Consider the following 24011-nt stretch of genomic DNA (forward strand, 5'->3'; position numbering starts at 1 on the left):
AATTGTTCAGGAGTATAGGGCTACAGCCCACTATATGGACCGTCACCGACGTCAGTCATCTACCAGGCCATTTCGCGCCTATTTCACCGGCGATCCTCGCCACGTTTCGACTCTGTCTGCCTCTGTTTTGCCCACATTGAGTGGGGCACCGTTTCGTCATTCCTTTAGCAGGAGCTTGTCATGGAATTCTTAATGGACCCGTCAATCTGGGTGGGATTGCTCACGCTGGTGGTGCTGGAGATTGTTCTCGGCATTGATAACCTGGTGTTTATCGCCATCCTTGCGGACAAACTGCCGCCAAAACAGCGTGATAAAGCGCGCCTGATTGGTCTGTCGCTGGCGCTGGTCATGCGCCTGGCATTGCTGTCCGTCATCTCGTGGATGGTTACGCTGACAAAACCGCTCTTTTCCGTCATGGATTTCACCTTCTCCGGCCGTGATTTGATCATGCTATTGGGGGGGATATTCCTGCTGTTTAAAGCGACGACAGAGCTACATGAGCGGCTGGAAAACCGTCAGCACGATGATGGGCATGGTAAAGGCTATGCCAGCTTCTGGGTTGTCGTGATGCAGATCGTGGTGCTTGATGCGGTCTTCTCGCTGGATGCGGTGATCACGGCCGTCGGCATGGTGAATCATCTCCCGGTGATGATGGCGGCTGTTGTTATTGCGATGGCGGTCATGCTGCTGGCCTCGAAACCGCTGACGCGTTTCGTGAATCAGCATCCGACGGTAGTGGTTCTGTGTCTGAGCTTCCTGTTGATGATTGGTTTGAGCCTGGTGGCGGAAGGCTTTGGTTTCCATATTCCGAAAGGCTACCTGTACGCAGCCATTGGCTTCTCAATTCTGATTGAGCTGTTTAACCAGATTGCGCGCCGTAACTTTATTAAACAGCAGTCGAATCAGCCACTTCGTGCCCGTACTGCAGACGCCATTCTGCGTCTGATGGGGGGCCGTCGACAGGTCAACGTCCAGTCTGATTCCGAAAACCGTCACCCGGTTCCGGTCCCTGAAGGGGCGTTTGTGGAAGAAGAGCGCTACATGATTAACGGCGTACTCTCCCTGGCCTCGCGTTCACTGCGTGGGATCATGACCCCGCGCGGTGAAATCAGTTGGGTTGATGCAAACCTGAGCGTAGATGAAATTCGTCAGCAGTTGCTCTCGTCACCACACAGCCTGTTCCCGGTTTGCCGTGGTGAGCTGGATGAGATCATCGGTGTGGTCCGTGCGAAAGAGATGCTGGTGGCTCTGGAAGAGGGTGTCAACGTCGAAGCCATCGCCGCTGCTTCACCTGCGATTGTGGTGCCGGAAACGTTAGATCCAATCAACCTGCTGGGCGTGCTACGCCGTGCTCGCGGTAGCTTTGTGATCGTCACTAACGAATTTGGCGTAGTACAGGGGCTGGTGACGCCGCTGGACGTGCTTGAAGCGATCGCCGGTGAGTTCCCGGATGCAGACGAAACACCTGAGATCGTGGCTGACGGTGAAGGCTGGCTGGTTAAAGGTACAACCGATCTGCATGCGCTCTCACACACCCTGGGGCTGGAAAACGTGGTCAACGATGAAGAAGACATTGCCACCGTGGCGGGTCTGGTCATCGCGGTTAACGGGCAAATCCCACGAGTGGGTGATGTTATCGAACTGCCGCCGTTGCACATTACCATCGTTGAAGCCAACGACTATCGCGTTGATATGGTCCGTATTGTTAAAGAACACTCTGTTCACGATGAAGATGAGTAAGTCTGCTTAACGTAACGGCATTAAAGGCACGATGTGTCCGTTATGATGTGCTGGCGGGGAGGAACTTCCCGCCAGCCATTGCGGAAAATCTCGCAGTGGCATAGGCCGTGCATAGAAAAATCCCTGCAGGACAGGTACCCCATGACGGCGTAAATACCGCGCTTGTTCCTCTGTCTCGACCCCTTCAGCAACCAGTTCGATATTCAGCCGCTGACCCAGAGCAATAATGATATCTGTCACCGTTGAATTTACTGCATCAGTGCCAATTGCAGTGGTAAACGACTGATCAATTTTCAGAACGTCCGGGTGCAGTTTTTCAAGCCAGGAGAGGGAACTGTTCCCGGTGCCAAAATCGTCGATAGCGAGTTTCACCCCCTTACGATGGAGCTCACGCACAGTGCGATAATCCGCATCCAGCAACGCATCTCGTTCCGTTAATTCAATCACCAGTTGCTGGCGCGGGTGTGCGCTGAACCAGAAGTGGTTCAGATCCTGTATCAACGCAGCGCGACGGAAATGGCTGGCGGCGACATTAATCCCAATGTGGAAACCGGCGCTGGAAGGAAAGTAACTTATCTGGCGCACCGTTTCGGCGATGACGTAACGGGTCAGGGGAACAATCAGGTTGTGTTCTTCTGCCAGAGGAATAAATACTTCCGGGGAGATCCATCCCTGACGGGGGTTATTCCAGCGCAGCAGGATCTCAACGCCAGAGCACTCCTGAGTACGGGCATTCACCAGCGGCTGACAGAAAAGCTCAAATTCACGCGCCGCAATCCCCATATCGATCTCCCATGTGAAGCTCATCCGGTTTGCCGTAGCGAGCCAGGCGAGATACCCCAGCAACAGGCTCAGCATTAACCCAAGCGGCAACTGGGCTGGCAGACTCTTTAAGGCGAGTTGTCCAGGACCCGGCCCGCTTACTGTAATGGAGAAAGGATTACGGATTGATGACTGCTGGAAAATAGCGCCATCTTCATCAAATGTCAGGCTATCAGTGACGCGTTGACCATAACGCAGAAAGCGATCCCCCACGGTCAGTGCCACGTCATTAATAAGCGGGCGCTGGGGTTCCAGTATCATTTTGGTAATAAGATCAATATTGATGATCTCAATGACGCCGTCTTCACCGTCTCCGGAGACCGGGTACCACTGGATCAAAATCGGGCTGCCCTTAAGCAACCACTGGTCGGTCGATAAAATCAGCTTCGTGGTGTTGGCGGGTAATTCTTTCAGGAAGTCACGAACCGGCACATTGCGGCTACCGAAAATACTGGAGCAATAGAGAATACCGTCTTTAATCAGGGCAATGGAGCGCACGGTTTGCAAAATAGCCGCCTGCTTTCGCAGAGCCAGGTGTGTCTGCGGGCAGGGTTGACCCACCAGGGGCTGCAGCACCTTGCGACGGTTTTCTAAAGAAAGCAGAACGTTATCAAGGGAGCGAACGGTATGGCTGGTAAAGTCGAGGATCCGCTGTTGGTTTACGTTCCGCTGCGAAATAAAGCGAATACCTAATGTCAGGATGAGCGTGAGGAGCGCGACCGTCACACAGACGATAACGCGTTTTCGGCGATAGTTTTTAATGATCGTTTGTGCTGTTTGCATGAACGGTCGCCTGATAAGCCACCAGCCACAAAAGCCGGACGCAACAGTACAAAGTGTAGTGGTGAAAGCAGAAGGAGACGAGAAACAGGAGGGAAATTCGCCCATCCGTTGCAGATGGGCGAAAGAGAGTATTAGTCGCACTGCACCTTAATGGCCAGGCCACCACGGGACGTTTCACGGTATTTCGCGTTCATGTCTTTGCCCGTTTCGTACATGGTTTCAATCACCTTATCCAGCGATACACGCGGCTCGCTGGTACGGCGCATCGCCATGCGCGAGGCGTTGATGGCTTTCACCGACGCAATTGCATTACGTTCGATACACGGCACCTGGACCTGACCTGCAACCGGGTCACAAGTCAGACCGAGGTTATGTTCCATACCGATTTCAGCCGCCACACAGACCTGCTCAGGGCTTGCTCCCAACAGTTCTGCCAGACCGGCTGCCGCCATAGAACAGGCCACACCTACTTCACCCTGACAACCGACTTCAGCGCCAGAAATGGAGGCGTTCATTTTGTACAGCGCACCGATGGCACCCGCCGCCAGGAAATAACGGATGTAGATGTCCGGGGTCACTGGTTCAATAAAGTGGTCGTAGTAAGCCAGTACCGCCGGAACGATGCCGCACGCGCCGTTGGTAGGAGCTGTCACGACGCGCCCCCCTGCGGCGTTTTCTTCGTTAACCGCCAGGGCAAACATGTTTACCCAGTCGACCACGTTCATCGGGTCGTTGGAGAACTTGTCCGTGGTCACCAGCATACGGCGCAAAGCAGAGGCACGACGTGGTACGCGCAGTGGACCCGGCAGAACGCCTTCGGTGTTCATCCCGCGATCGATACAGGCGCGCATGGTTTGCCACACGTTTGCAAAATAGTCTTCAATCTCTTTTTTGCTGTGCAGTGCCAGTTCGTTCTGCATCACCATACCGGACAGTGAAAGACCGGTCTCTTTGCAGTAACCCAGCATTTCGGTAGCCGATTTGAACGGGTACGGTACGTTGACGTCGCCGACGCTATCTTTGCCAAAATGTTCTTCATCGACGATAAAGCCCCCGCCGATGGAGTAGTAGGTTTTGCTGTAAATCTCTTTTTCGCCGTTCCAGGCGTGGATGGTCATGCCGTTTTCATGCAGCGGCAGGTTGTCGCTACGAAAACGCATGCCGTCATCCTGCGGGAAATCGACTTCATGCTGGCCGTTAGCCAGCAGCAGGCGGCCACGTGTTTCCACGTCGCGGATGAACGCCGGGATGGCATCAATATCAACGGTATCCGGCATATTGCCAGCCAGACCCATAATAATGGCGATATCGGTGTGGTGGCCTTTACCCGTTAATGACAGTGAGCCGTAAACATCCACGGCGACACGGGTAACGCTTTCCAGTAATCCTTTTTCGACCAGATCATCGACGAACTGTTTACCGGCCTTCATCGGGCCAACAGTATGGGAAGACGAAGGGCCAATTCCCACTTTGAACATGTCGAATATACTAATCACTTTCACACTCCTGACAGGGTTACCGGGGTTCCAGTAACGATGTTATAACTGCGCATAGTGTAAGAGGGAACACCGACCTCGGCTTAACTATTCACATGAATTAAACTAATGGTTAACGATGGGTTTTGCTAATAGCGCGACACAGATCGCAAACCTGGCAGAAGAGGGCGGAATGTAAAGTATAGTCAAGGCTTCAGGCCGATTTGCAACGCCAGCTCACGAATAATGCCTGCCGTCATGCCCCAGACAAAATAATGCTGATACCAGGACAACCAGACCCGATGGTCATGCCCGCGACGCTGAATATCCAGCGGGTGATAACGACTCAGTCGAAGGGCTTCATCCAGCGGCATTTCAAACACCGCAGAAACTTCATCAACGCTGGCGTGATACTGCAGGCCCGGCGGGATAATGCCAACCACTGGCGTGACCTGAAACCCGGTGACACTGTCGACGGGCGGCAGCACGCCGATAACCTCCACAGCCTCTGGCGGAATGGCAACCTCTTCCTGCGCCTCCCGCAGCGCGGCGACAATCAGCGAGGCGTCGGAACTGTCGACTGCGCCTCCTGGGAAGGCGACCTGACCCGCGTGCTTACGTAAATGGGGAGAACGCTGGGTGAGCAGCAGGCCCGGCTGCGCGCGACGCACGACCGGGATCAGTACGGCTGCCTGACGCTGATTAAGCGCTTCGCGGTTGACCTGCGGTCGTAATAGCTGAAAACGAGATAAAAAGTCATCCAGCGTCATGTTCTCTTTTTCCACCCGTGATTACTCCAGTTGTTTCAGGATACGGTTAACTTTATCAAAGGTTTCCTGATATTCCGCATCGACCTGGCTATCGGCAACAATGCCGCCTCCGGCCGAACAGTAAAGATTTCCGTTGCAGGCCGTCAGCGTGCGGATCGTGATGCTTGTATCCAGCGTGCCACAGAGGCTGATATAGCCAATGCTACCGCACCAGGCGTTGCGGCGGTGCGGTTCCAGTTCGTCGATGATTTCCATGGCGCGAATTTTTGGCGCGCCAGTGATGGATCCGCCAGGAAACGCGGCGCGGAGCAGATCGCAGGCGGTGCGAGAAGTGGGCAGACGCGCGGTAATGGTACTGACCAGATGATGCACCGCCGGGAAAGGTTCGACGACAAACAGTTCCGGCACGCGTACGCTGCCCGGAACGGCCACCCGGCCTATATCGTTACGCATGAGATCAACAATCATCAGGTTTTCGGCGCGGTCCTTCGGTGAGGTGGCCAGTTTTTCTGCTTGCTGACGATCGGCGTCGGGATCGGTAAGACGCGGCAATGTGCCTTTAATCGGACGGGTTTGGATCGTACCCTCTGCCAGATGAATAAAGCGCTCAGGCGACAAGCTGAGTATTGCCCCCTGTTTCAGGCGAATAAACGCGCTGAACGGTGCCCGGTTAGTGGCATTGAGGCGGGTAAATGCCTGCCATTCATCGCCTTCATAAGTCGCCTGGAAACGCTGGGCAAGGTTAACCTGATAACAGTCACCGCTTTGCAGATACGCCTGAACGCGCGAGAATTTTTCGGCATATTCCGCGGCGCTCATATTTGAGCGCCACCCGGAGGTTAGTGTGAACGACTGTGCCGGGGCAGCTTGCTGCGCCTCAAGCCACGCCAGGCGCGCCTGCACGTCATGATGGCTCAGAAGGGAAACCGTTTTTTTCTGATGATCAACGATTAACGCCCAGTCATACAGTCCCACGGCCATGTCTGGCAGGGAAATATCAGCCTGCGCATGTTCAGGTAGCGTTTCGAAACGACGACCCAAATCGTAGCCAAACAGGCCCAGCGCGCCCCCCTGAAAAGGGAGGTCCGGGTTCGGTGTGGCAGATAAGCCCAGCGCGTTAATTTCTTGCTGAAGCAGCATCAGCGGATCGTCGGTTAACGACATGTCATCGGTTGTCAGCGTCTTGACGGGATCGGCTACCAGAATATCGAAGCGGCTGTACGGGTGATCCGCATAGCCGGAGTGCAGCAGCATCGCAAACGGAAGATGGCTCAAACGAGCAAACCAGAATTCAGCGGCGTCCGTACGCCAGGGCAGGGTAATAACAGTGGGGAAGCGCATGTTCATGTGTGGCATACTACCGGGCAGCGTGAAATAATTAGCGCCAATAATTTAGCAGGAGTTGACGATGTTTGCAGGTTTACCTTCTCTGAGCCACGAGCAGCAGCAGAAAGCGGTTGAGCGAATTCAGGAACTGATGTCCCAGGGGATGAGCAGCGGACAGGCGATTTCCCAGGTGGCTGAAGAACTGCGCGCCACGCATACCGGCGAGCGGATCGTGGCGCGTTTTGAGGATGAAGATTAAGAGTGATCGGGCTTAAACCGCCGCGATAATCTTAATCTCAACCTTGTATTCCGGTTTCATCAGCGTGGCCTGTACGGTGCAGCGTACAGGCGCGTGACCTGCTACAACCCACGCATCCCAGGCTTTGTTCATTGCCGCGAAGTCATCTTTGTTTGCCAGAAAAATCGTCGCATCCAGAATGCGGGATTTGTCGCTGCCCTGTTTTTCCAGCACCGCGTCAATCTGCGCCAGGGTGTTTGCCGTCTGCTCGAACGCATCTGCGTCCAGGTTAGCCGGTACGCCGGTGTAGTAGAGCGTCTGGTTATGGATCACCACATCAGACCAGCGGGCTTCGGCATCAATGCGCACAATTGTCATAAACGTTTCCTCGTTATTTTTCGTCATCAGGCGGCAAGACTGCCATATTGTTCCGCTGTCGTCACTATATTGGGGTGGCACTGGAGAGAAGGGGCTGACATAATCCCTGTGCAAAAATACAGTGAGAGAACAACGTGGCAGACGATTTTTCCCCTGAAGGTCAATTAGCACAGGCCATCCCTGGTTTCAAACCGCGTGAACCACAGCGGCAGATGGCGCATGCCGTTGCGCGCGCGATCGACAAGGCGCAACCGCTGGTGGTCGAAGCCGGAACCGGTACCGGGAAAACGTATGCTTACCTTGCTCCGGCGCTGCGTGCAAAAAAGAAGGTGATTATTTCCACCGGATCGAAAGCGCTGCAGGATCAGCTCTACAGCCGCGATTTACCCACCGTGGCAAAGGCGTTGAAATACAAAGGCCGTCTGGCCTTGCTGAAGGGACGCTCCAACTATCTCTGTCTGGAACGTCTTGAGCAGCAGGCGCTGGCAGGGGGTGATCTGCCGGTGCAAACCCTGAGTGACGTTATTATTCTTCGCGCCTGGGCGAACCAGACCGAAGAAGGGGATATCAGCACCTGCGCGAGTGTGCCGGAAGACTCTCCTGCCTGGCCGCTGGTGACCAGTACTAACGACAACTGTCTTGGCAGCGACTGCCCGCTGTATAAAGACTGCTTTGTGGTGAAAGCGCGCAAAACGGCGATGGATGCCGATGTGGTGGTGGTGAACCACCATCTGTTTCTCGCCGATATGGTGGTTAAAGATAGCGGTTTTGGTGAGCTGATCCCCGAGGCGGACGTCATGATCTTCGATGAAGCCCATCAACTGCCGGATATCGCCAGCCAGTATTTCGGTCAGTCGCTCTCCAGCCGTCAGCTACTGGATCTGGCCAAAGATTTCACCATTGCTTACCGTACTGAATTAAAAGATACCCAGCAGTTGCAGAAGTGTGCCGACCGACTGGCGCAAAGTGCCCAGGATTTTCGCTTACAGCTTGGCGAGCCGGGCTATCGTGGCAACCTGCGTGAACTGCTGGCCGACAAAAATATCCAGCGCGCATTGCTGCTGCTGGATGATGCCCTTGAACTCTGTTACGACGTGGCGAAACTGTCCCTCGGACGCTCCGCGTTGCTGGATGCTGCCTTCGAGCGCGCCACGCTCTATCGCGGGCGGCTCAAACGGCTGAAAGAGATTAACCAGCCGGGTTTCAGCTACTGGTATGAGTGTACCTCACGTCATTTCACCCTCGCCCTGACACCGCTTACCGTGGCAGATAAATTCAAAGAAGTGATGGCGCAAAAACCGGGAAGCTGGATCTTCACCTCGGCAACGCTTTCGGTGAATGACGATCTGCACCACTTTACCGAGCGTCTGGGCATCGAGCATGCGGAGTCACTGCTGCTGCCAAGCCCGTTCGATTACGAAAAACAGGCGCTGCTCTGTGTGCCGCGCAATTTGCCATTACCGAATCAGCCCGGTGCCGCACGCCACCTGGCGGCGATGTTAAAACCGATGATTGAGGCCAACAACGGCCGCTGCTTTATGCTCTGCACCTCTCACGCCATGATGAGAGACCTGGCTGAGCAGTTCCGTGCCACCATGACCTTGCCAGTGCTGTTACAGGGTGAAACAAGCAAAGGGCAACTGCTGCAGCAGTTTGTCAGTGCCGGTAATGCCCTCCTTGTGGCAACCAGCAGCTTCTGGGAAGGGGTGGATGTGCGCGGGGACACGCTCTCGCTGGTGATTATTGATAAACTGCCGTTTACCTCTCCGGACGATCCGCTGCTGAAAGCGCGCATGGAAGATTGCCGCCTGCGCGGAGGCGATCCGTTTGACGAAGTCCAGTTGCCGGATGCGGTAATTACCCTCAAGCAAGGGGTAGGGCGATTGATCCGCGACGTGACCGACCGCGGCGTGCTGGTCATTTGCGATAACCGGCTGGTGATGCGCCCGTATGGTGCCACTTTCCTTGCAAGCCTGCCGCCCGCGCCACGTACGCGGGACATAAAACGCGCGGTGCGTTTCCTCGCAAACCCAACGGCGGAGTAATTTGCCCCGGAGTGTGCTAAGATGCGCGCCATTTTGTGACTGACCCTTGCGAGAGCGCGACAACTGATGCGAATTCTGGCTATTGATACCGCTACAGAGGCTTGTTCCGTTGCCCTGTGGAACGACGGTACTATCTCTGCTCATTTCGAAGAGTGCCCACGGGAACACACCCAGCGCATTCTGCCCCTGGTAAAAGCGATTTTAACTCAGGGCAACACCTCCTTAACCGACCTCGATGCGCTGGCCTTTGGCCGAGGGCCTGGCAGCTTTACGGGCGTACGTATCGGGATTGGCATTGCACAGGGGCTGGCGCTGGGCGCTGAGCTGCCGATGATTGGCGTCTCTACTCTCGCCACCATGGCGCAGGGTGCATGGCGCATGACCGGAGCAACGCGCGTGCTGGCCGCGATTGATGCCCGCATGGGTGAAGTCTACTGGGCCGAATATACGCGCGATGAAAACGGCGTGTGGCACGGTGAAGAGACGGAAGCCGTGCTTAAGCCGGAAGCGGTCACTGAACGACTGCAAGAGCTGTCCGGTGAGTGGGCGACTGTCGGCACGGGCTGGCCTGCGTGGCCCGAGATGGCGAACGATACCGGGGTGACGCTGGTGGATGGCAACATGTTACTGCCAGCTGCGGAAGATATGCTTCCGATTGCCTGCCAGCTGCTTGCAGAAGGAAAAACCGTTGCCGTGGAACACGCGGAGCCGGTTTATTTGCGAAACACCGTCGCGTGGAAGAAACTTCCGGGCCGCGAGTGAATCTCAGTAACAGGAACTGAGAAAAAGGAGTCGCATCATGGCGGTTCAGACTAAAGTAGTACGCCTTATTATGGCAGGCGTTGTAGCCATAGCACTGAGCGGATGCGTTTCCGTTCCTGATGCGATAAAGGGCAGCAGCCCGACACCACAGCAGGATCTGGTCCGGGTGATGAATGCCCCTGAGCTTTACGTCGGCCAGGAAGCTCGCTTCGGCGGCAAGGTGATCGACGTACAAAACCAGCAGGGAAAAACCCGTCTGGAGATCGCAACCGTTCCGCTGGACAGCGGTGCTCGGCCTGTACTGGGTGAAGCCTCTCGCGGTCGGATTTATGCGGACGTCAGTGGTTTCCTTGACCCGGTCGATTTTCGCGGACAACTGGTGACCGTTGTCGGGCCGATTACCGGTGCCGTGCAGGGCAAGATCGGCAACACGCCGTACAAATTCATGACCATGCAGGTTAACGGGTATAAACGCTGGCGCCTGGCGCAGCAGGTGATTATGCCGCCTCAGCCTATCGACCCGTGGATGTGGGGACCGCATCCTTATCGTTATGGCTACCCGGGCTGGGGTTGGTATAACCCAGGACCTGCACAGGTACAGACTATCGTTACTGAGTAACTTACTGTTATTGCTGGAAAAGAGACAGCGGCTCAGCCGCTGTCTCTGTTTTTTTACGGACAAGACGAAAAAAAAGAGTGACGCGCTTCGCAACCTTAAATCTGAACAATTAATAAACTGGTACGCTGAGTTAATATAATGTTAACAAACTGTTTATTATCGGGGTTGTGATGACGACGAACACTCATTTCAGAGGTGATGCATTGAAGAAGGTTTGGCTTAACCGTTATCCCGCAGATGTTCCTGCCGAGATCAATCCTGACCGTTATCAATCCCTGGTTGAATTATTTGAACACTCGGTAAGGCGTTATGCCGATCAACCCGCTTTCGTGAATATGGGCGAGGTGATGACGTTCCGTAAACTTGAGGAGCGTAGCCGGGCGTTTGCGGCTTATCTACAGGAAGGTCTGGGACTGCAAAAAGGGGACCGCGTCGCGCTGATGATGCCGAACCTGCTGCAATACCCGGTAGCATTGTTCGGTATCCTGCGAGCAGGGATGATTGTCGTCAACGTTAACCCGTTGTACACGCCGCGTGAACTGGAACACCAGCTGAACGACAGCGGCGCGGCGGCAATTGTGATTGTCTCTAACTTTGCCCACACGCTGGAAAAAGTGGTCGATAAAACCCAGGTTAAGCACGTCATCCTGACGCGTATGGGGGATCAACTCTCCACCGCCAAAGGCACGCTGGTTAACTTTGTCGTCAAATACGTCAAACGCCTGGTGCCAAAATACCATCTGCCGGATGCTATCTCCTTCCGCCGTGCGCTCCATGCGGGCTATCGTATGCAATACGTCAAGCCGGAGGTGGTGTCAGAAGACCTGGCCTTCCTGCAATACACTGGCGGCACTACCGGCGTGGCGAAAGGCGCGATGCTGACCCACCGTAACATGCTGGCAAACCTTGAGCAGGTGAATGCCACGTATGGCCCACTGCTGCATCCTGGAAAAGAGCTGGTCATTACAGCATTGCCGCTGTATCACATTTTTGCGCTCACCATGAACTGTCTGCTGTTCATTGAACTGGGTGGCCAAAACGTATTGATCACCAACCCGCGTGATATTCCTGGGCTGGTCAAAGAACTGGCAAAATATCCGTTCACCGCGATGACCGGTGTGAATACCCTGTTTAACGCGCTGCTTAACAACAAAGAGTTCCAGCAGCTTGATTTTTCGACGCTGCACCTCTCTGCGGGTGGTGGGATGCCGGTGCAACAGGCAGTCGCCGAGCGCTGGGTCAAACTCACCGGTCAGTATTTGCTGGAAGGCTATGGCCTGACGGAGTGTGCGCCGCTGGTTAGCGTCAATCCACATGATATTGACTACCACAGCGGTAGCATTGGTCTGCCAGTGCCTTCGACAGAGGCTAAACTGGTCGATGATGACGATAACGAAGTTGCACCGGGTGAGCCGGGAGAACTGTGTGTTAAAGGGCCACAGGTAATGCTGGGTTACTGGCAGCGTCCTGATGCGACAGACGAAATCATCAAAGACGGCTGGCTACACACCGGGGACATCGCCGTGATGGATGATGAGGGCTTCCTGCGCATCGTTGACCGTAAGAAAGACATGATCCTCGTGTCCGGCTTCAACGTCTATCCGAACGAGATCGAAGATGTCGTCATGCAGCACAGCGGCGTACTCGAAGTGGCGGCGGTAGGGGTTCCTTCCGGCAGCAGTGGTGAAGCGGTCAAAATTTTTGTGGTCAAGAAGGATCCGTCTCTCACCGAGGAGGAACTGGTAACGTTCTGTCGCCGTCAACTGACGGGGTACAAGGTACCGAAGCTGGTTGAATTCCGCGATGAGCTGCCGAAATCAAACGTTGGAAAGATATTACGACGAGAATTACGTGACGAAGCCCGTGGCAAAGTAGACAATAAGGCCTGAGCTTCACGCTAATCGCCCAGACGCCGGTTAAGCCGGCGTTTTTTATGGGCGCAAACAAAAGAGAACCCGTTTTGAATTACCAGATGATCACGACCAATGACGAGCTGGCTTCGCTGTGCGAAGTGACGCGCGACTTTCCTGCCATTGCCCTGGATACCGAATTTGTCCGTACCCGGACTTATTATCCGCAGCTGGGTTTAATTCAGATGTTCGACGGTAAACATGTGTCGCTGATCGATCCTCTTGGTATTACCGACTGGACGCCAATGCGTGACCTGCTGCTCGATACTGCCGTGACGAAATACCTGCACGCAGGCAGTGAAGATCTGGAGGTCTTTCTCAACACGTTTGGCATCATGCCGCAGCCGTTGATTGATACGCAGATCCTGGCGGCATTCAGCAATCGTCCGCTCTCATGGGGCTTTGCTGCCATGGTGGAGGAGTACACGGGCCTGACGCTGGACAAAAGCGAATCCCGTACTGACTGGCTGGCACGCCCTCTGACTGAGCGTCAGATGGAATACGCGGCGGCAGACGTATTTTATCTGCTGCCGATTGCCGGACAACTGATGAAAGAGGCTGAAGCTTCAGGTTGGCTGGCTGCGGCCCTGGATGAGTGTCGTATGGCGCAGCAACGTCGTCAGGAAGTGGTTGACCCGAAAGACGCCTGGCGCGATATCACTAATGCCTGGCAGTTACGTACGCGTCAGCTGGCGTGCCTGCAACTGTTAGCGGACTGGCGTCTGCGCAAAGCCCGCGAGCGTGACCTTGCCGTTAATTTTGTGGTCCGTGAAGAGCATCTCTGGGCGGTTGCACGCTATATGCCAGGTAGCCTGGGCGAGCTGGACAGCATTGGGCTTTCAGGAAGCGAGATCCGTTTCCACGGCAAAACCCTGCTGGCGCTGGTCGCAAAAGCGCAGGAGCTGCCGGAAGATGCGTTGCCGGAACCGCTGCTGAATCTGATGGATATGCCGGGCTACCGTAAAGCGTTTAAGGATATCAAAGCGCTGGTGCAGACCGTCGCAACGGAAAGCAAACTGAGTGCGGAACTGCTCGCCTCACGCCGACAGATTAACCAACTGCTGAACTGGCACTGGAAGTTGAAACCGCAAAATGGTTTGCCGGAAATGGTGGCAGGATGGCGTGGGGAATTGATGGCCGATCGTCTGAATACGCTGCTGGAAGGGTATCCGCGCTAATAAATATGCCGGGTGAAATACCCGGCATATTCCCCCGGCGGCGCTGCGCTTACCGGGGTTACAAAACCACAAACCTACGGACGTGACTCTTCCGCTTCCGGGAGCGTAACGTTCAGCTCCAGAATCGAAATATCCCCGTCTTTCTGCTCCAGCTGTACGGTGACCATCTCCGGGTCAATCTGCACATACTTACAGATCACTTCCAGGATGTCCTTACGCAACTGCGGCAGGTAATGAGGCTCGGCGTCGCTACGACGGCGCTCCGCCACGATAATTTGCAGACGTTCTTTAGCGATGTTGGCGGTGTTCTTTTTCCGCGAGAGAAAAAAGTCCAGTAATGCCATAACTTATCCTCCGAACAGGCGTTTGAGGAAACCTTTCTTCTCTTCTTCAATGAAGCGGAAAGGACGTTCTTCTCCCAGCAGACGGTCAACAGTATCAGCATACGCTTTACCTGCATCTGCCATTGTATCAAGGATCACTGGCTCGCCCTGGTTAGAGGCGCGTAACACGGACTGATCTTCCGGGATTACACCCACCAGTTTGATGCGCAGGATCTCCAGCACGTCTTCCATGCTCAGCATGTCACCTTTGTTCACGCGGCCAGGGTTGTAGCGGGTGAGCAGCAGGTGTTCTTTAATCGGGTCTTCGCCATTTTCCGCACGACGTGATTTCGACGCGAGGATGCCCAGAATGCGGTCAGAGTCACGCACGGATGACACTTCAGGGTTGGTGGTGATGATCGCTTCATCAGCGAAGTAGAGCGCCATCAGGGCACCGGTTTCGATACCCGCGGGGGAGTCGCAGACCACAAAGTCGAACTCCATTTTTTTCAGATCATCGAGCACCTTTTCGACTCCTTCACGGGTCAGGGCGTCTTTGTCACGCGTCTGAGAGGCCGGGAGAATGTAGAGGTTCTCGGTGCGCTTATCTTTAATCAGCGCCTGGTTCAGCGTAGCATCGCCCTGAATGACGTTCACAAAGTCATACACGACGCGACGCTCACATCCCATGATCAGGTCGAGGTTACGCAGACCGATATCGAAGTCGATAACGACGGTTTTCTTTCCCTTCTGGGCCAAACCAGTAGCGATGGCCGCGCTGGAGGTGGTCTTGCCAACGCCTCCTTTACCCGAAGTAACAACAATAATGCGTGCCATAGAAATTCCTTGTTAAAAAGGGATCAATTCAACGGTTGAACGGTCAACGCGTCGTCTGCCAGGCGCAGACGAGCCGCTTTGCCATAAAATTCGGCTGGGATCTTGTCGCTCAGCCAATATTCACCTGCGATGGACACCAGTTCCGCCGTCAGGTGAGTACAAAATATTTGTGCATCCCGATCGCCACTTGCACCCGCGAGCGCACGTCCACGCATCATACCGTAAACGTGAATATTGCCATCTGCAATCAGCTCTGCGCCAGCACTGACGTGGCTTGTAACAATCAGATCACAGTTTGGTGCATAAATGCGCTGACCGGAACGAACCGGTACATCAATCATTCGCGTTTTTGTGACAGCGGTAACGTTTTGCACCGCAGGAGGGGGCGTCTGGACGGCAACAGGTGCTGCACGTGAGGCTTTTTCTTTGCCCTCAGTCAGAAGTGGCAGCCCCGCACGGTCAATTTCCGCTTTCAACTCAGCATCTTTGCAGCCACTGATGCCCACAATACGCAGCCCGGTCGAGGAGACGGCTTGCTGGAGAAGTTTCCAGTTAACCGGCGCTTCAAGCGCGCTGACATTGATAACAACAGGGGCGTGTTTCAGAAAAGCGGGAGCCTGGGCGATTTTGTCTTCTAACGCCTGACGAATAACCTCGGGTTTTGCATCATGCAAATGTACCACTGATAAGGTGAAGCTACTGCCTTTAAGCTCGATGGGCGTGTTTGACATCCTGGCCTTACTCAATTTGCTATTAACCGCAACCACTCGCTGCGATATTCCGAAGAGTATCAGGCATGTTATAGTCAGGAGTATATTGAGGCAAGCAACCACCCATTAATTCAGAGTAAAAACATGTTTTGTGTGATCTACAGAAGTACAAGTCGTGACCAGACCTATCTTTATGTCGAAAAGAAAGACGATTTTTCCCGCGTGCCTGAAGAATTAATGAAAAGCTTTGGCCGACCACAGCTGGCGATGCTGCTGCCGCTGGATGGTCGTAAGACTCTGGTGAATGCCGATCTGGAAAAAGTGAAAACGGCATTAACCGAGCAGGGCTATTATTTACAGCTTCCACCACCGCCTGAGAATTTATTAAAACAGCATCTTGAGGCGAATGGAAAAAAATAGTCTCAACTGTTTTTGGACACAACACATCAACCGTTTAGGGGGCGACCATGTATCAACATCATAACTGGCAAGGTGCATTACTGGATTATCCCGTCAGCAAAGTGGTCTGCGTGGGCAGCAACTATGCAAAACATATTCAGGAGATGGGTAGCGCGACGCCAGAAGAACCGGTTCTGTTCATTAAGCCTGAAACGGCGCTTTGTGATATCCGTCAGCCGCTGGCCTTACCGCAGGGGCTGGGTTCAGTCCATCACGAAGTTGAACTCGCTGTGCTGATCGGTGCGACGCTGCGTCAGGCCTCTGAAGAACATGTCCAGAAAGCGATTGCCGGTTACGGCGTGGCTCTCGATCTGACACTGCGTGATGTTCAGGGCAAAATGAAGAAAGCGGGGCAGCCGTGGGAAAAAGCCAAAGGTTTTGATAATTCCTGCCCCATTTCCGGTTTTGTTCCGGTCAGCGAATTTACCCGCGATCCGCAGGACACGCCGCTCAGCCTCAAGGTCAATGGGGAGATCCGTCAGCAGGGCACTACGGCCGATATGATCCATAAGATTGTGCCGTTGATCGCCTATATGAGCCGCTTCTTTACCCTGAAACCGGGTGATGTGATCCTGACTGGTACGCCCGAAGGTGTCGGCCCCCTTATTAGCGGCGATGAACTGGACGTTGGTTTTAATGGCCTGTCGCTGAAAACCCGCGTGCTGTAACCGCATCTTGCCGCCTGAAGAGGGCGGCAAAACTTGCAACAACGTGCCAGACTCGTTATAAGGTGCGCTTTCTTTTGACGTGTGGACATCCTGATGAACGACATCCCTTTCTGGCAAAGCAAAACTCTTGATGACATGACTGACGCGGAATGGGAATCATTGTGCGACGGATGCGGGCAGTGCTGCCTGCACAAGCTGATGGATGAAGATTCTGACGAAATCTACTTCACCAACGTTGCCTGCAAACAGTTGAACATCAAAACCTGCCAGTGCCGTAACTATGAGCGTCGGTTCGAGTTTGAGCCGGACTGCATCAAATTAACCCGCGATAATCTGCCAACCTTCGAATGGCTGCCGCATACCTGCGCGTATCGCCTGCTGGCGGAAGGGAAGGATTTGCCGAACTGGCACCCGCTGCTGACGGGGTCGAAAGCGGCGATGCACGGTGAACGCATTTCAGTACGCCACATTGCGGTGAAAGAATCTGAGGTCCGGGACTGGGAAGATCACATCATGAATCATCCCAACCGTTGAGTTGAAATAAAAAACCCGCCGAGGCGGGTTTTTTATTGTTTGCTGTGTATCGGTTCGTGCTGCGTTTACCTTCCAAACAAATCGCGTTTCTTCGGTTTGAATGGCTGAGCAATCAGCACCAGCAGTGCCACGACGAAGTAGGCCACAAAAATACCCACCAGCCACTGCGGCATCTCCAGAGTCAGGAATTCCCACTGACGAACGGAGCAGTCACCGGAGGCAACAAACACCTGCGGCAGCCATTTATCCAGCGGCAACCAGCTCGGGAAGCGGGCGGCGAAATCACAGGTCATAAACGGTGACGGATGCAGCTGCATCATAGTGTGCTGCCAGGAGAGTTCAATCCCTTTCCAGGCGCTGTACAACCAGATAGCGATTGCGGCGTAGCGCAACGGCGTTTTCGGTGCAATCGCACCCACCAGGCCAGCGCCCATAATGCCGAACAGTGCGCAGCGCTCGTAGATGCAGAGCACGCAGGGTTTAAGTCCCATCACATGCTGGAACCACAGCGCGACCATTTCCAGCGCAAAGGCGGTCAGGGCCATTAACAACCACGCTCCGCGACCGCGGGAGCACTGGTTTAAAAATCTCAACATAATCATTTCCCTGGAACATGCTTAGAAAGCGCAGTGTAAACGAATTCGTCTTTCGCGCCAGATGTACCTGACGAAATAAAACGTAATTGGATGTTTATCGTGCGAAAAGGCAAACGGGCAGCGAACTGCCCGATATACATACTTTACTGCGCCGCAAGTATACCCGCTTGTATCAACCATTGCGTACAGGGAATGAGGGTAATTTTGACGCAAAGCAATCCCACGATCGTGAGCACCAGCGTATAGGGCAGGGCCATCCAGACCATCTTGCCATAAGAAAGTCGTATTAGTGGCGCCAGTGCAGAGGTCAACAGGAAGAGGAAAGCGGCTTGTCCGTTAGGCGTCGCCACCGACGGCAGATTGGTGCCGGTATTGATCGCCACAGCCAGTAACTCAAACTGACCTGTGCTGATGACGCCTTGCTCCATGGCAGCTTTCGCTTCGTTGATGTAGACCGTTCCGACAAAGACGTTATCTGATATCGACGAAAGCAGGCCGTTAAACAGATAAAACAGTGAGAGCTGAGCATCCGGTGCAGCCTGTAAAACAAAGGCAATAATTGGCGCGAAGAGGTGTTGGTCAATAATCACCGCCACAACGGCAAAAAATACAGCCAACAGTGCGGTAAACGGCAGGGCTTCAGTAAACGCTTTGCCGATAGCATGCTCATCCGTCACACCAGTGAAAGTGGCGGCGAGGATAATGACCGACAGGCCAATTAATCCTACTTCTGCAAGATGAAACGCCAGCGCGGCAATAAGCCAGACACCGATGATCCCCTGTGCAATAAGACGCAGTGTCTCCTGGCGTGTCCGCTGGCTACGGCTTTGCAGATCGAATTTTTGCAGTTCCTGACGTACCGGGTCCGGGAGTTGTGCACCGTAGCCAAAGAGACGAAACTTCTCCACCAGCATACAGGTCACCAGGCCGCAGAGCAGAACCGGTACACTCATCGGTGCCATTCGCAGGAAGAAATCACCAAAGTGCCAGCCTGCCGCTTTGGCAATGATCAGGTTTTGCGGTTCACCCACCATTGTCATCACGCCACCCAGTGCGGTGCCGACACCGGCATGCATCATCAGGCTTCGCAGGAAGGCGCGGAATTGTTCCAGCACTTCCCGGTGGTAAGTGTCAACCTGGCTGTCATCCAGCAGATCGTCCCCGGGGCGCGAAGAGGCCGCCCGGTGGTAAATTCCGTAAAATCCAACGGCTACGCTTATCACCACGGCAACAACCGTCAGTGCATCCAGGAAGGCCGAAAGAAACGCGGCAGCCATGCAGAAGGCCAGCGACAGAAGCGTTTTCGACGGAATACTGAGCAGCAGGCGGGTAAAGATAAACAGCAGTAGCTGCTTCATAAAGTAGATACCGGCCACCATAAATATCAGCAGCAGAAGTACTTCAAGATTCGAGGCCAGTTCTGCTTTCACGTGCTCTGCGCTGGTCATACCGATAACGACTGCTTCAAAAGCCAGCAAGCCGCCAGGCAGCAGGGGATAACATTTTAGCGCCATAGCCAGAGTGAAGATAAATTCCGCGACCAGCAACCACCCGGCAATAAACGGGTTCACAATAAAAATGATGGGGTTAACGATCAGGAACACCAGTAATAACAGTTTGTACCAGTCGGGTGACTGGCCTAAAAAATTGCGCCACACTGCGCGCCCAAAAGAAATTTCCACGACAGACGTCCTTCCCCGTCAACTAAGACAAAACATGAGTATACGCAAAAATCGCGGCCTGGAGGTGGATATGACAGCATTGTAAATTTCACAAAAATGAAACCGTGATCCCTCTTTTCTCTCTTTGCCGCGCTATCTGCTACAGCGTGCCTCTGGTATGATGAGTCCAATTTGCTAAAGCTGTGTAATGGAAATCTCACTATGGTCATTAAGGCGCAGAGCCCGGCGGGTTTCGCGGAAGAGTACATCATTGAAAGCATCTGGAATAATCGTTTTCCTGCGGGGTCCATTCTTCCGGCTGAACGCGAACTCTCTGAACTGATTGGCGTCACTCGCACCACGCTGCGTGAAGTGCTCCAGCGACTGGCACGTGATGGGTGGTTGACGATTCAGCACGGCAAACCAACGAAAGTGAACAACTTCTGGGAAACTTCCGGGCTGAACATTCTTGAAACGCTGGCGCGTCTCGACCATGAAAGCGTGCCGCAGTTGATCGATAATCTGCTTTCTGTTCGCACCAACATCGCGACGATCTTTATTCGTACCGCTTTTCGTCAGCATCCTGAAGACGCTCTTGCAGTACTGGCCAGTGCGAACGAAGTTGAAGATCACGCAGATGCGTTTGCAACCCTCGATTACAACGTCTTCCGTGGGCTGGCGTTTGCCTCTGGCAACCCAATCTATGGTCTTATTCTGAACGGGATGAAAGGGCTGTATACCCGCATTGGTCGCCACTATTTTGCTAATCCGGAAGCCCGCAGCCTGGCACTGGGTTTCTACCATAAACTGAGCAAGCTCTGTTCTGAAGGTCTGCACGATCAGGTCTATGAAACCGTGCGTCGCTACGGCCATGACTCTGGTGAAATCTGGCACCGTATGCAGAAAACCCTACCGGGTGATTTAGCGATTCAAAGTCGTTAAATAAAAAAACCTCTCATATGAGAGGTTTTTTTTCGTCGGATGGCGCGACGCTTAGCGGACAAACAGGGCAGAGCTACAGCGTATTCAACCGCGCCGGACAACGCTCAAGTAACTCCACGCTACCATCTTCATTCTGCTGCTCAAGTTGCACGTCAAAGCCCCACAGGCGATGCACATGCTTCAGCACTTCTTTACGCCCTTTATCCAGCGGCGCGCGGTTGTGCGGGATATAACGCAAGGTCAGAGAGCGGTCACCGCGTAAATCAACGTTCCACACCTGAATATTGGGTTCAAGATTGCTCAGGTTGTACTGAGAAGAGAGGCGAGAGCGGATCTCACGGTACCCCTCTTCGTTATGGATCGCTGAAATCTCCAGATAATTATTCCGGTCATCGTCCAGAACGGTAAAGAAGCGGAAATCACGCATGATCTTCGGCGACATAAACTGGCTAATAAAGCTCTCATCCTTAAAGTCGCGCATGGCGAAATGCAGCGTTTCCAGCCAGTCGGAACCGGCGATATCCGGGAACCAGTACTTGTCTTCCTCTGTGGGTGACTGACAGATACGTTTAATGTCCTGGAACATGGCAAAGCCAAGCGCGTACGGATTAATACCGCTGTACCACGGGCTGTTGTACGGCGGCTGGAACACCACATTGGTATGGCTATGCAGGAATTCCATCATAAACCGCTCGGTGACTTTTCCTTCGTCATACAGGTGGTTGAGAATGGTGTAGTGCCAGAATGTTGCCCAGCCCTCGTTCATCACCTGGGTCTGTTTTTGCGGGTAGAAATACTGGCTTACCTTGCGCACGATACGCAGGATCTCACGCTGCCATGGCTCCAGCAGCGGAGCATTCTTCTCCATAAAATAGAGCAGGTTTTCTTGCGGCTCAGACGGATAGCGACGCGCTTCGGCAACTGCTTTCTCTTCCTCACGCTTCGGCAGGGTACGCCACAACATATTCACCTGGCTTTGCAGATACTCTTCGCGGCTTTTCTGCCGGGCTTTCTCCTCCTGCAGGGAGATTTTCTGTGGACGTTTATAGCGATCCACGCCGTAGTTCATCAGCGCGTGGCACGAGTCGAGCAGTTTTTCCACTTCATCCACGCCGTAACGCTCTTCACAGTCGGTAATGTACTTACGGGCGAAGATGAGGTAATCGACAATAGAACTGGCATCTGTCCAGCTGCGGAACAGGTAGTTGTTCTTGAAAAAGGAGTTGTGTCCGTAGCAGGCATGCGCCATCACCAGCGCCTGCATGGTAATGGTGTTCTCTTCCATCAAATAAGCAATACACGGGTTGGAGTTGATGACAATCTCATACGCCAGCCCCTGCTGGCCGTGCTTATACAACCGTTCCGTTTCAATAAATTTTTTACCAAACGACCAGTGAGGATAGTTAATCGGCATCCCGACGCTGGAGTAAGCGTCCATCATCTGTTCGGACGTAATGACTTCAATCTGATGCGGATAGGTATCCAGGCGATACAGTTTTGCAACCCGGTCGATTTCGGCGAGGTAGACATCCAGCAGCTCGAAGGTCCAGTCGGGTCCATCGCTCAGACGTGTGTTGTCCTTGTTCAGGGAATCAATAGTAGCCATTAGCGCGCCCTCGTTGTGGGTGCTCTCTCTGTCTGGAGAGCCTCCTTTCAAGCATAGATCAACGTGTTAAAAAGCGTGCTGGAGCAGAAATTTTTTCTTTGCGATTTCGCGTTTTTGATACCGCAAATAAACGGTGTCTCGCAGCATATTATGCTGGTTAAAAATAACGCGCAGCAGGAGATCCTAAATTAGCACTATCCCCTGATGCTGGGGGATGTGTGAGGTAAGTCACCATAAAAAAGTCATATGTTGAATAATATTTTCAACTAGGTTATCAATCTGTAATTAGAAGATTGTTCTTTTGCACATAATGGAGTGGCTATGCGTGTTGTCATACTGGGAAGTGGTGTCGTTGGCGTAACCAGCGCCTGGTATTTAAGTCAGGCGGGACATGACGTGACCGTTATCGATCGTGAGTCAGGACCTGCGCTTGAAACCAGCGCGGCGAATGCCGGACAAATTTCTCCGGGCTATGCGGCGCCGTGGGCGGCCCCCGGTGTTCCACTGAAAGCGATTAAATGGATGTTCCAGCGCCATGCGCCGCTGGCCATCAGCCTCGACGGCACCCAGTTCCAGTTGAAGTGGATGTGGCAAATGCTGCGCAATTGCGACACCCGGCACTACATGGAAAACAAAGGGCGTATGGTGCGTCTGGCGGAATACAGCCGTGATTGTCTGAAAGCCTTGCGTGCGTCGACCGGTATTGAGTACGAAGGCCGCCAGGGCGGGACACTGCAGCTGTTCCGTACAGAGCAACAGTACGAAAATGCGACCCGTGATATCGCCGTGCTGGAAGATGCCGGAGTACCGTATCAATTGCTGGAAGCCAGTCAGCTTGGTCAGGTTGAACCGGCTCTGGCGGAAGTGGCGCACAAACTGACGGGCGGTCTGCGTCTGCCTAATGACGAAACCGGTGACTGCCAGCTCTTTACGCAACGTCTGGCGCAAATGTGCGAGCAGGCGGGGGTGAAATTTCGCTTTAATACCTCTGTCGATAAGCTGCTGTCGGAAGGGGAAAAGATTTACGGCGTGAAGTGCGGCGACGAGGTGATCAAAGCCGATGCCTACGTCATGGCGTTTGGCTCGTACTCCACAGCCATGCTGAAAGGCATTCTCGATATTCCGGTCTACCCGCTCAAGGGCTACTCGCTGACCATTCCGGTGAAAGAAGAGAGCGGCGCGCCCGTGTCGACCATCCTGGATGAAACCTACAAAATTGCCATTACGCGCTTCGATAACCGTATTCGCGTAGGCGGGATGGCGGAGATTGTCGGCTTCAACACCGAGCTGCTGAAGCCACGTCGTGAAACACTGGAGATGGTGGTAGGGGATCTCTTCCCGCGCGGAGGTTTTGTTGAACAGGCGACATTCTGGACCGGTCTTCGTCCAATGACCCCGGACGGCACACCTATCGTGGGCCGCACACCGTTTAAAAATCTGTGGACCAATACCGGACACGGTACGCTTGGCTGGACGATGGCCTGTGGGTCTGGCCAGCTGTTGAGCGACCTGATTTCCGGGCGCACGCCGGCCATTCCGTTTGACGATTTAAGTGCCGCACGCTATCAATCGGGGTTTACCCCTTCGCGTCCACAGCACCTGCACGGCGCGCATAACTAAGGAGTCGTC

The 24011-nt window shown here is 53.9% G+C and carries 23 protein-coding genes; 12 read left to right on the top strand and 11 right to left on the bottom strand.

The window, feature by feature from the left end; genetic code table 11:
* Positions 1-180: 180 nt before the first annotated feature.
* Positions 181-1740 carry a CNNM family cation transport protein YoaE gene (gene yoaE, locus HED65_RS00225; protein ID WP_049008537.1) on the top strand — a complete coding sequence of 520 codons (1560 nt, stop codon included), beginning with the start codon at positions 181-183 and terminating at the stop codon, positions 1738-1740.
* A gap of 6 nt (positions 1741-1746) precedes the next feature.
* On the opposite strand, the gene pdeD is transcribed toward yoaE, so the two are convergent.
* The 4 genes from pdeD to pabB form a co-directional block, all read right to left on the bottom strand.
* Positions 1747-3345: a cyclic di-3',5'-guanosine monophosphate phosphodiesterase PdeD gene (gene pdeD, locus HED65_RS00230; protein ID WP_114976924.1), complete on the bottom strand. Its 1599-nt coding sequence runs from the start codon at positions 3343-3345 to the stop codon at positions 1747-1749.
* A gap of 131 nt (positions 3346-3476) precedes the next feature.
* On the bottom strand, positions 3477-4841 hold the full coding sequence (gene sdaA / locus HED65_RS00235) for an L-serine ammonia-lyase (RefSeq protein ID WP_028018673.1): 1365 nt from the start codon (positions 4839-4841) through the stop codon (positions 3477-3479).
* A gap of 185 nt (positions 4842-5026) precedes the next feature.
* The gene (locus tag HED65_RS00240; RefSeq protein ID WP_114977446.1) at positions 5027-5590 is read right to left on the bottom strand and encodes a CoA pyrophosphatase; all 564 of its coding nucleotides are present in this window, start codon (positions 5588-5590) and stop codon (positions 5027-5029) included.
* A 21-nt stretch (positions 5591-5611) separates the two neighbouring features.
* On the bottom strand, positions 5612-6937 hold the full coding sequence (gene pabB / locus HED65_RS00245) for an aminodeoxychorismate synthase component 1 (RefSeq protein ID WP_114976925.1): 1326 nt from the start codon (positions 6935-6937) through the stop codon (positions 5612-5614).
* 61 nt (positions 6938-6998) lie between these two features.
* On the opposite strand from pabB, the gene HED65_RS00250 reads away from it, so the two are divergent.
* On the top strand, positions 6999-7175 hold the full coding sequence (locus HED65_RS00250; RefSeq protein WP_114976926.1) for a YoaH family protein: 177 nt from the start codon (positions 6999-7001) through the stop codon (positions 7173-7175).
* 12 nt (positions 7176-7187) lie between these two features.
* Here the strand turns inward: HED65_RS00250 and HED65_RS00255 are convergent, their stop codons facing one another.
* The gene (locus tag HED65_RS00255; protein ID WP_008500498.1) at positions 7188-7532 is read right to left on the bottom strand and encodes a RidA family protein; all 345 of its coding nucleotides are present in this window, start codon (positions 7530-7532) and stop codon (positions 7188-7190) included.
* A 134-nt stretch (positions 7533-7666) separates the two neighbouring features.
* On the opposite strand from HED65_RS00255, the gene yoaA reads away from it, so the two are divergent.
* From yoaA to rnd, 5 genes are all read left to right on the top strand, one after another.
* On the top strand, positions 7667-9577 hold the full coding sequence (gene yoaA, locus HED65_RS00260) for a DNA repair helicase YoaA (RefSeq protein ID WP_114976927.1): 1911 nt from the start codon (positions 7667-7669) through the stop codon (positions 9575-9577).
* Positions 9578-9643: 66 nt separating this feature from the next.
* On the top strand, positions 9644-10339 hold the full coding sequence (tsaB, locus tag HED65_RS00265) for a tRNA (adenosine(37)-N6)-threonylcarbamoyltransferase complex dimerization subunit type 1 TsaB (RefSeq protein WP_114976928.1): 696 nt from the start codon (positions 9644-9646) through the stop codon (positions 10337-10339).
* Between the two features lie 37 nt (positions 10340-10376).
* Positions 10377-10958: a Slp family lipoprotein gene (locus tag HED65_RS00270; protein ID WP_114976929.1), complete on the top strand. Its 582-nt coding sequence runs from the start codon at positions 10377-10379 to the stop codon at positions 10956-10958.
* Between the two features lie 203 nt (positions 10959-11161).
* The gene (fadD, locus tag HED65_RS00275; protein ID WP_133175275.1) at positions 11162-12847 is read left to right on the top strand and encodes a long-chain-fatty-acid--CoA ligase FadD; all 1686 of its coding nucleotides are present in this window, start codon (positions 11162-11164) and stop codon (positions 12845-12847) included.
* 83 nt (positions 12848-12930) lie between these two features.
* Entirely contained in the window at positions 12931-14046 is a 1116-nt protein-coding gene (rnd, locus tag HED65_RS00280) for a ribonuclease D (protein WP_168112369.1), read from the top strand.
* 74 nt (positions 14047-14120) lie between these two features.
* Here the strand turns inward: rnd and minE are convergent, their stop codons facing one another.
* From minE to minC, 3 genes are read right to left on the bottom strand one after another with little or no spacing between them, the layout of a single operon-like run.
* The gene (gene minE / locus HED65_RS00285; RefSeq protein ID WP_008500504.1) at positions 14121-14390 is read right to left on the bottom strand and encodes a cell division topological specificity factor MinE; all 270 of its coding nucleotides are present in this window, start codon (positions 14388-14390) and stop codon (positions 14121-14123) included.
* A gap of 3 nt (positions 14391-14393) precedes the next feature.
* Positions 14394-15206, bottom strand: a complete 813-nt coding sequence (gene minD / locus HED65_RS00290) for a septum site-determining protein MinD (RefSeq protein WP_114976930.1) — start codon at positions 15204-15206, stop codon at positions 14394-14396.
* Positions 15207-15229: 23 nt separating this feature from the next.
* Entirely contained in the window at positions 15230-15937 is a 708-nt protein-coding gene (gene minC / locus HED65_RS00295) for a septum site-determining protein MinC (RefSeq protein ID WP_114976931.1), read from the bottom strand.
* Between the two features lie 123 nt (positions 15938-16060).
* Here minC and HED65_RS00300 point away from each other — a divergent pair, with 123 nt between their 5' ends.
* From HED65_RS00300 to ycgN, 3 genes are all read left to right on the top strand, one after another.
* On the top strand, positions 16061-16336 hold the full coding sequence (locus tag HED65_RS00300) for a YcgL domain-containing protein (protein ID WP_028018682.1): 276 nt from the start codon (positions 16061-16063) through the stop codon (positions 16334-16336).
* Positions 16337-16383: 47 nt separating this feature from the next.
* Positions 16384-17043, top strand: a complete 660-nt coding sequence (locus tag HED65_RS00305; RefSeq protein ID WP_114976932.1) for a fumarylacetoacetate hydrolase family protein — start codon at positions 16384-16386, stop codon at positions 17041-17043.
* A gap of 93 nt (positions 17044-17136) precedes the next feature.
* Positions 17137-17577: a cysteine cluster protein YcgN gene (gene ycgN, locus HED65_RS00310; protein ID WP_028018684.1), complete on the top strand. Its 441-nt coding sequence runs from the start codon at positions 17137-17139 to the stop codon at positions 17575-17577.
* Positions 17578-17642: 65 nt separating this feature from the next.
* Here the strand turns inward: ycgN and dsbB are convergent, their stop codons facing one another.
* Complete coding sequence (gene dsbB / locus HED65_RS00315; RefSeq protein ID WP_114976933.1) at positions 17643-18173, bottom strand: disulfide bond formation protein DsbB; 531 nt, start codon at positions 18171-18173, stop codon at positions 17643-17645.
* 143 nt (positions 18174-18316) lie between these two features.
* Entirely contained in the window at positions 18317-19855 is a 1539-nt protein-coding gene (gene nhaB / locus HED65_RS00320; RefSeq protein WP_114976934.1) for a Na(+)/H(+) antiporter NhaB, read from the bottom strand.
* A gap of 201 nt (positions 19856-20056) precedes the next feature.
* On the opposite strand from nhaB, the gene fadR reads away from it, so the two are divergent.
* Positions 20057-20776: a fatty acid metabolism transcriptional regulator FadR gene (gene fadR, locus HED65_RS00325; protein ID WP_028018687.1), complete on the top strand. Its 720-nt coding sequence runs from the start codon at positions 20057-20059 to the stop codon at positions 20774-20776.
* A gap of 73 nt (positions 20777-20849) precedes the next feature.
* Here the strand turns inward: fadR and HED65_RS00330 are convergent, their stop codons facing one another.
* Complete coding sequence (locus HED65_RS00330; protein WP_024909810.1) at positions 20850-22382, bottom strand: SpoVR family protein; 1533 nt, start codon at positions 22380-22382, stop codon at positions 20850-20852.
* A 321-nt stretch (positions 22383-22703) separates the two neighbouring features.
* Here HED65_RS00330 and HED65_RS00335 point away from each other — a divergent pair, with 321 nt between their 5' ends.
* Positions 22704-24002, top strand: a complete 1299-nt coding sequence (locus tag HED65_RS00335; RefSeq protein WP_028018688.1) for a D-amino acid dehydrogenase — start codon at positions 22704-22706, stop codon at positions 24000-24002.
* Positions 24003-24011: the final 9 nt, after the last annotated feature.

Origin of the sequence: Pantoea sp. LS15 (assembly GCF_012241585.1) — a bacterium.
Taxonomy (GTDB): Bacteria; Pseudomonadota; Gammaproteobacteria; order Enterobacterales; family Enterobacteriaceae; genus Enterobacter.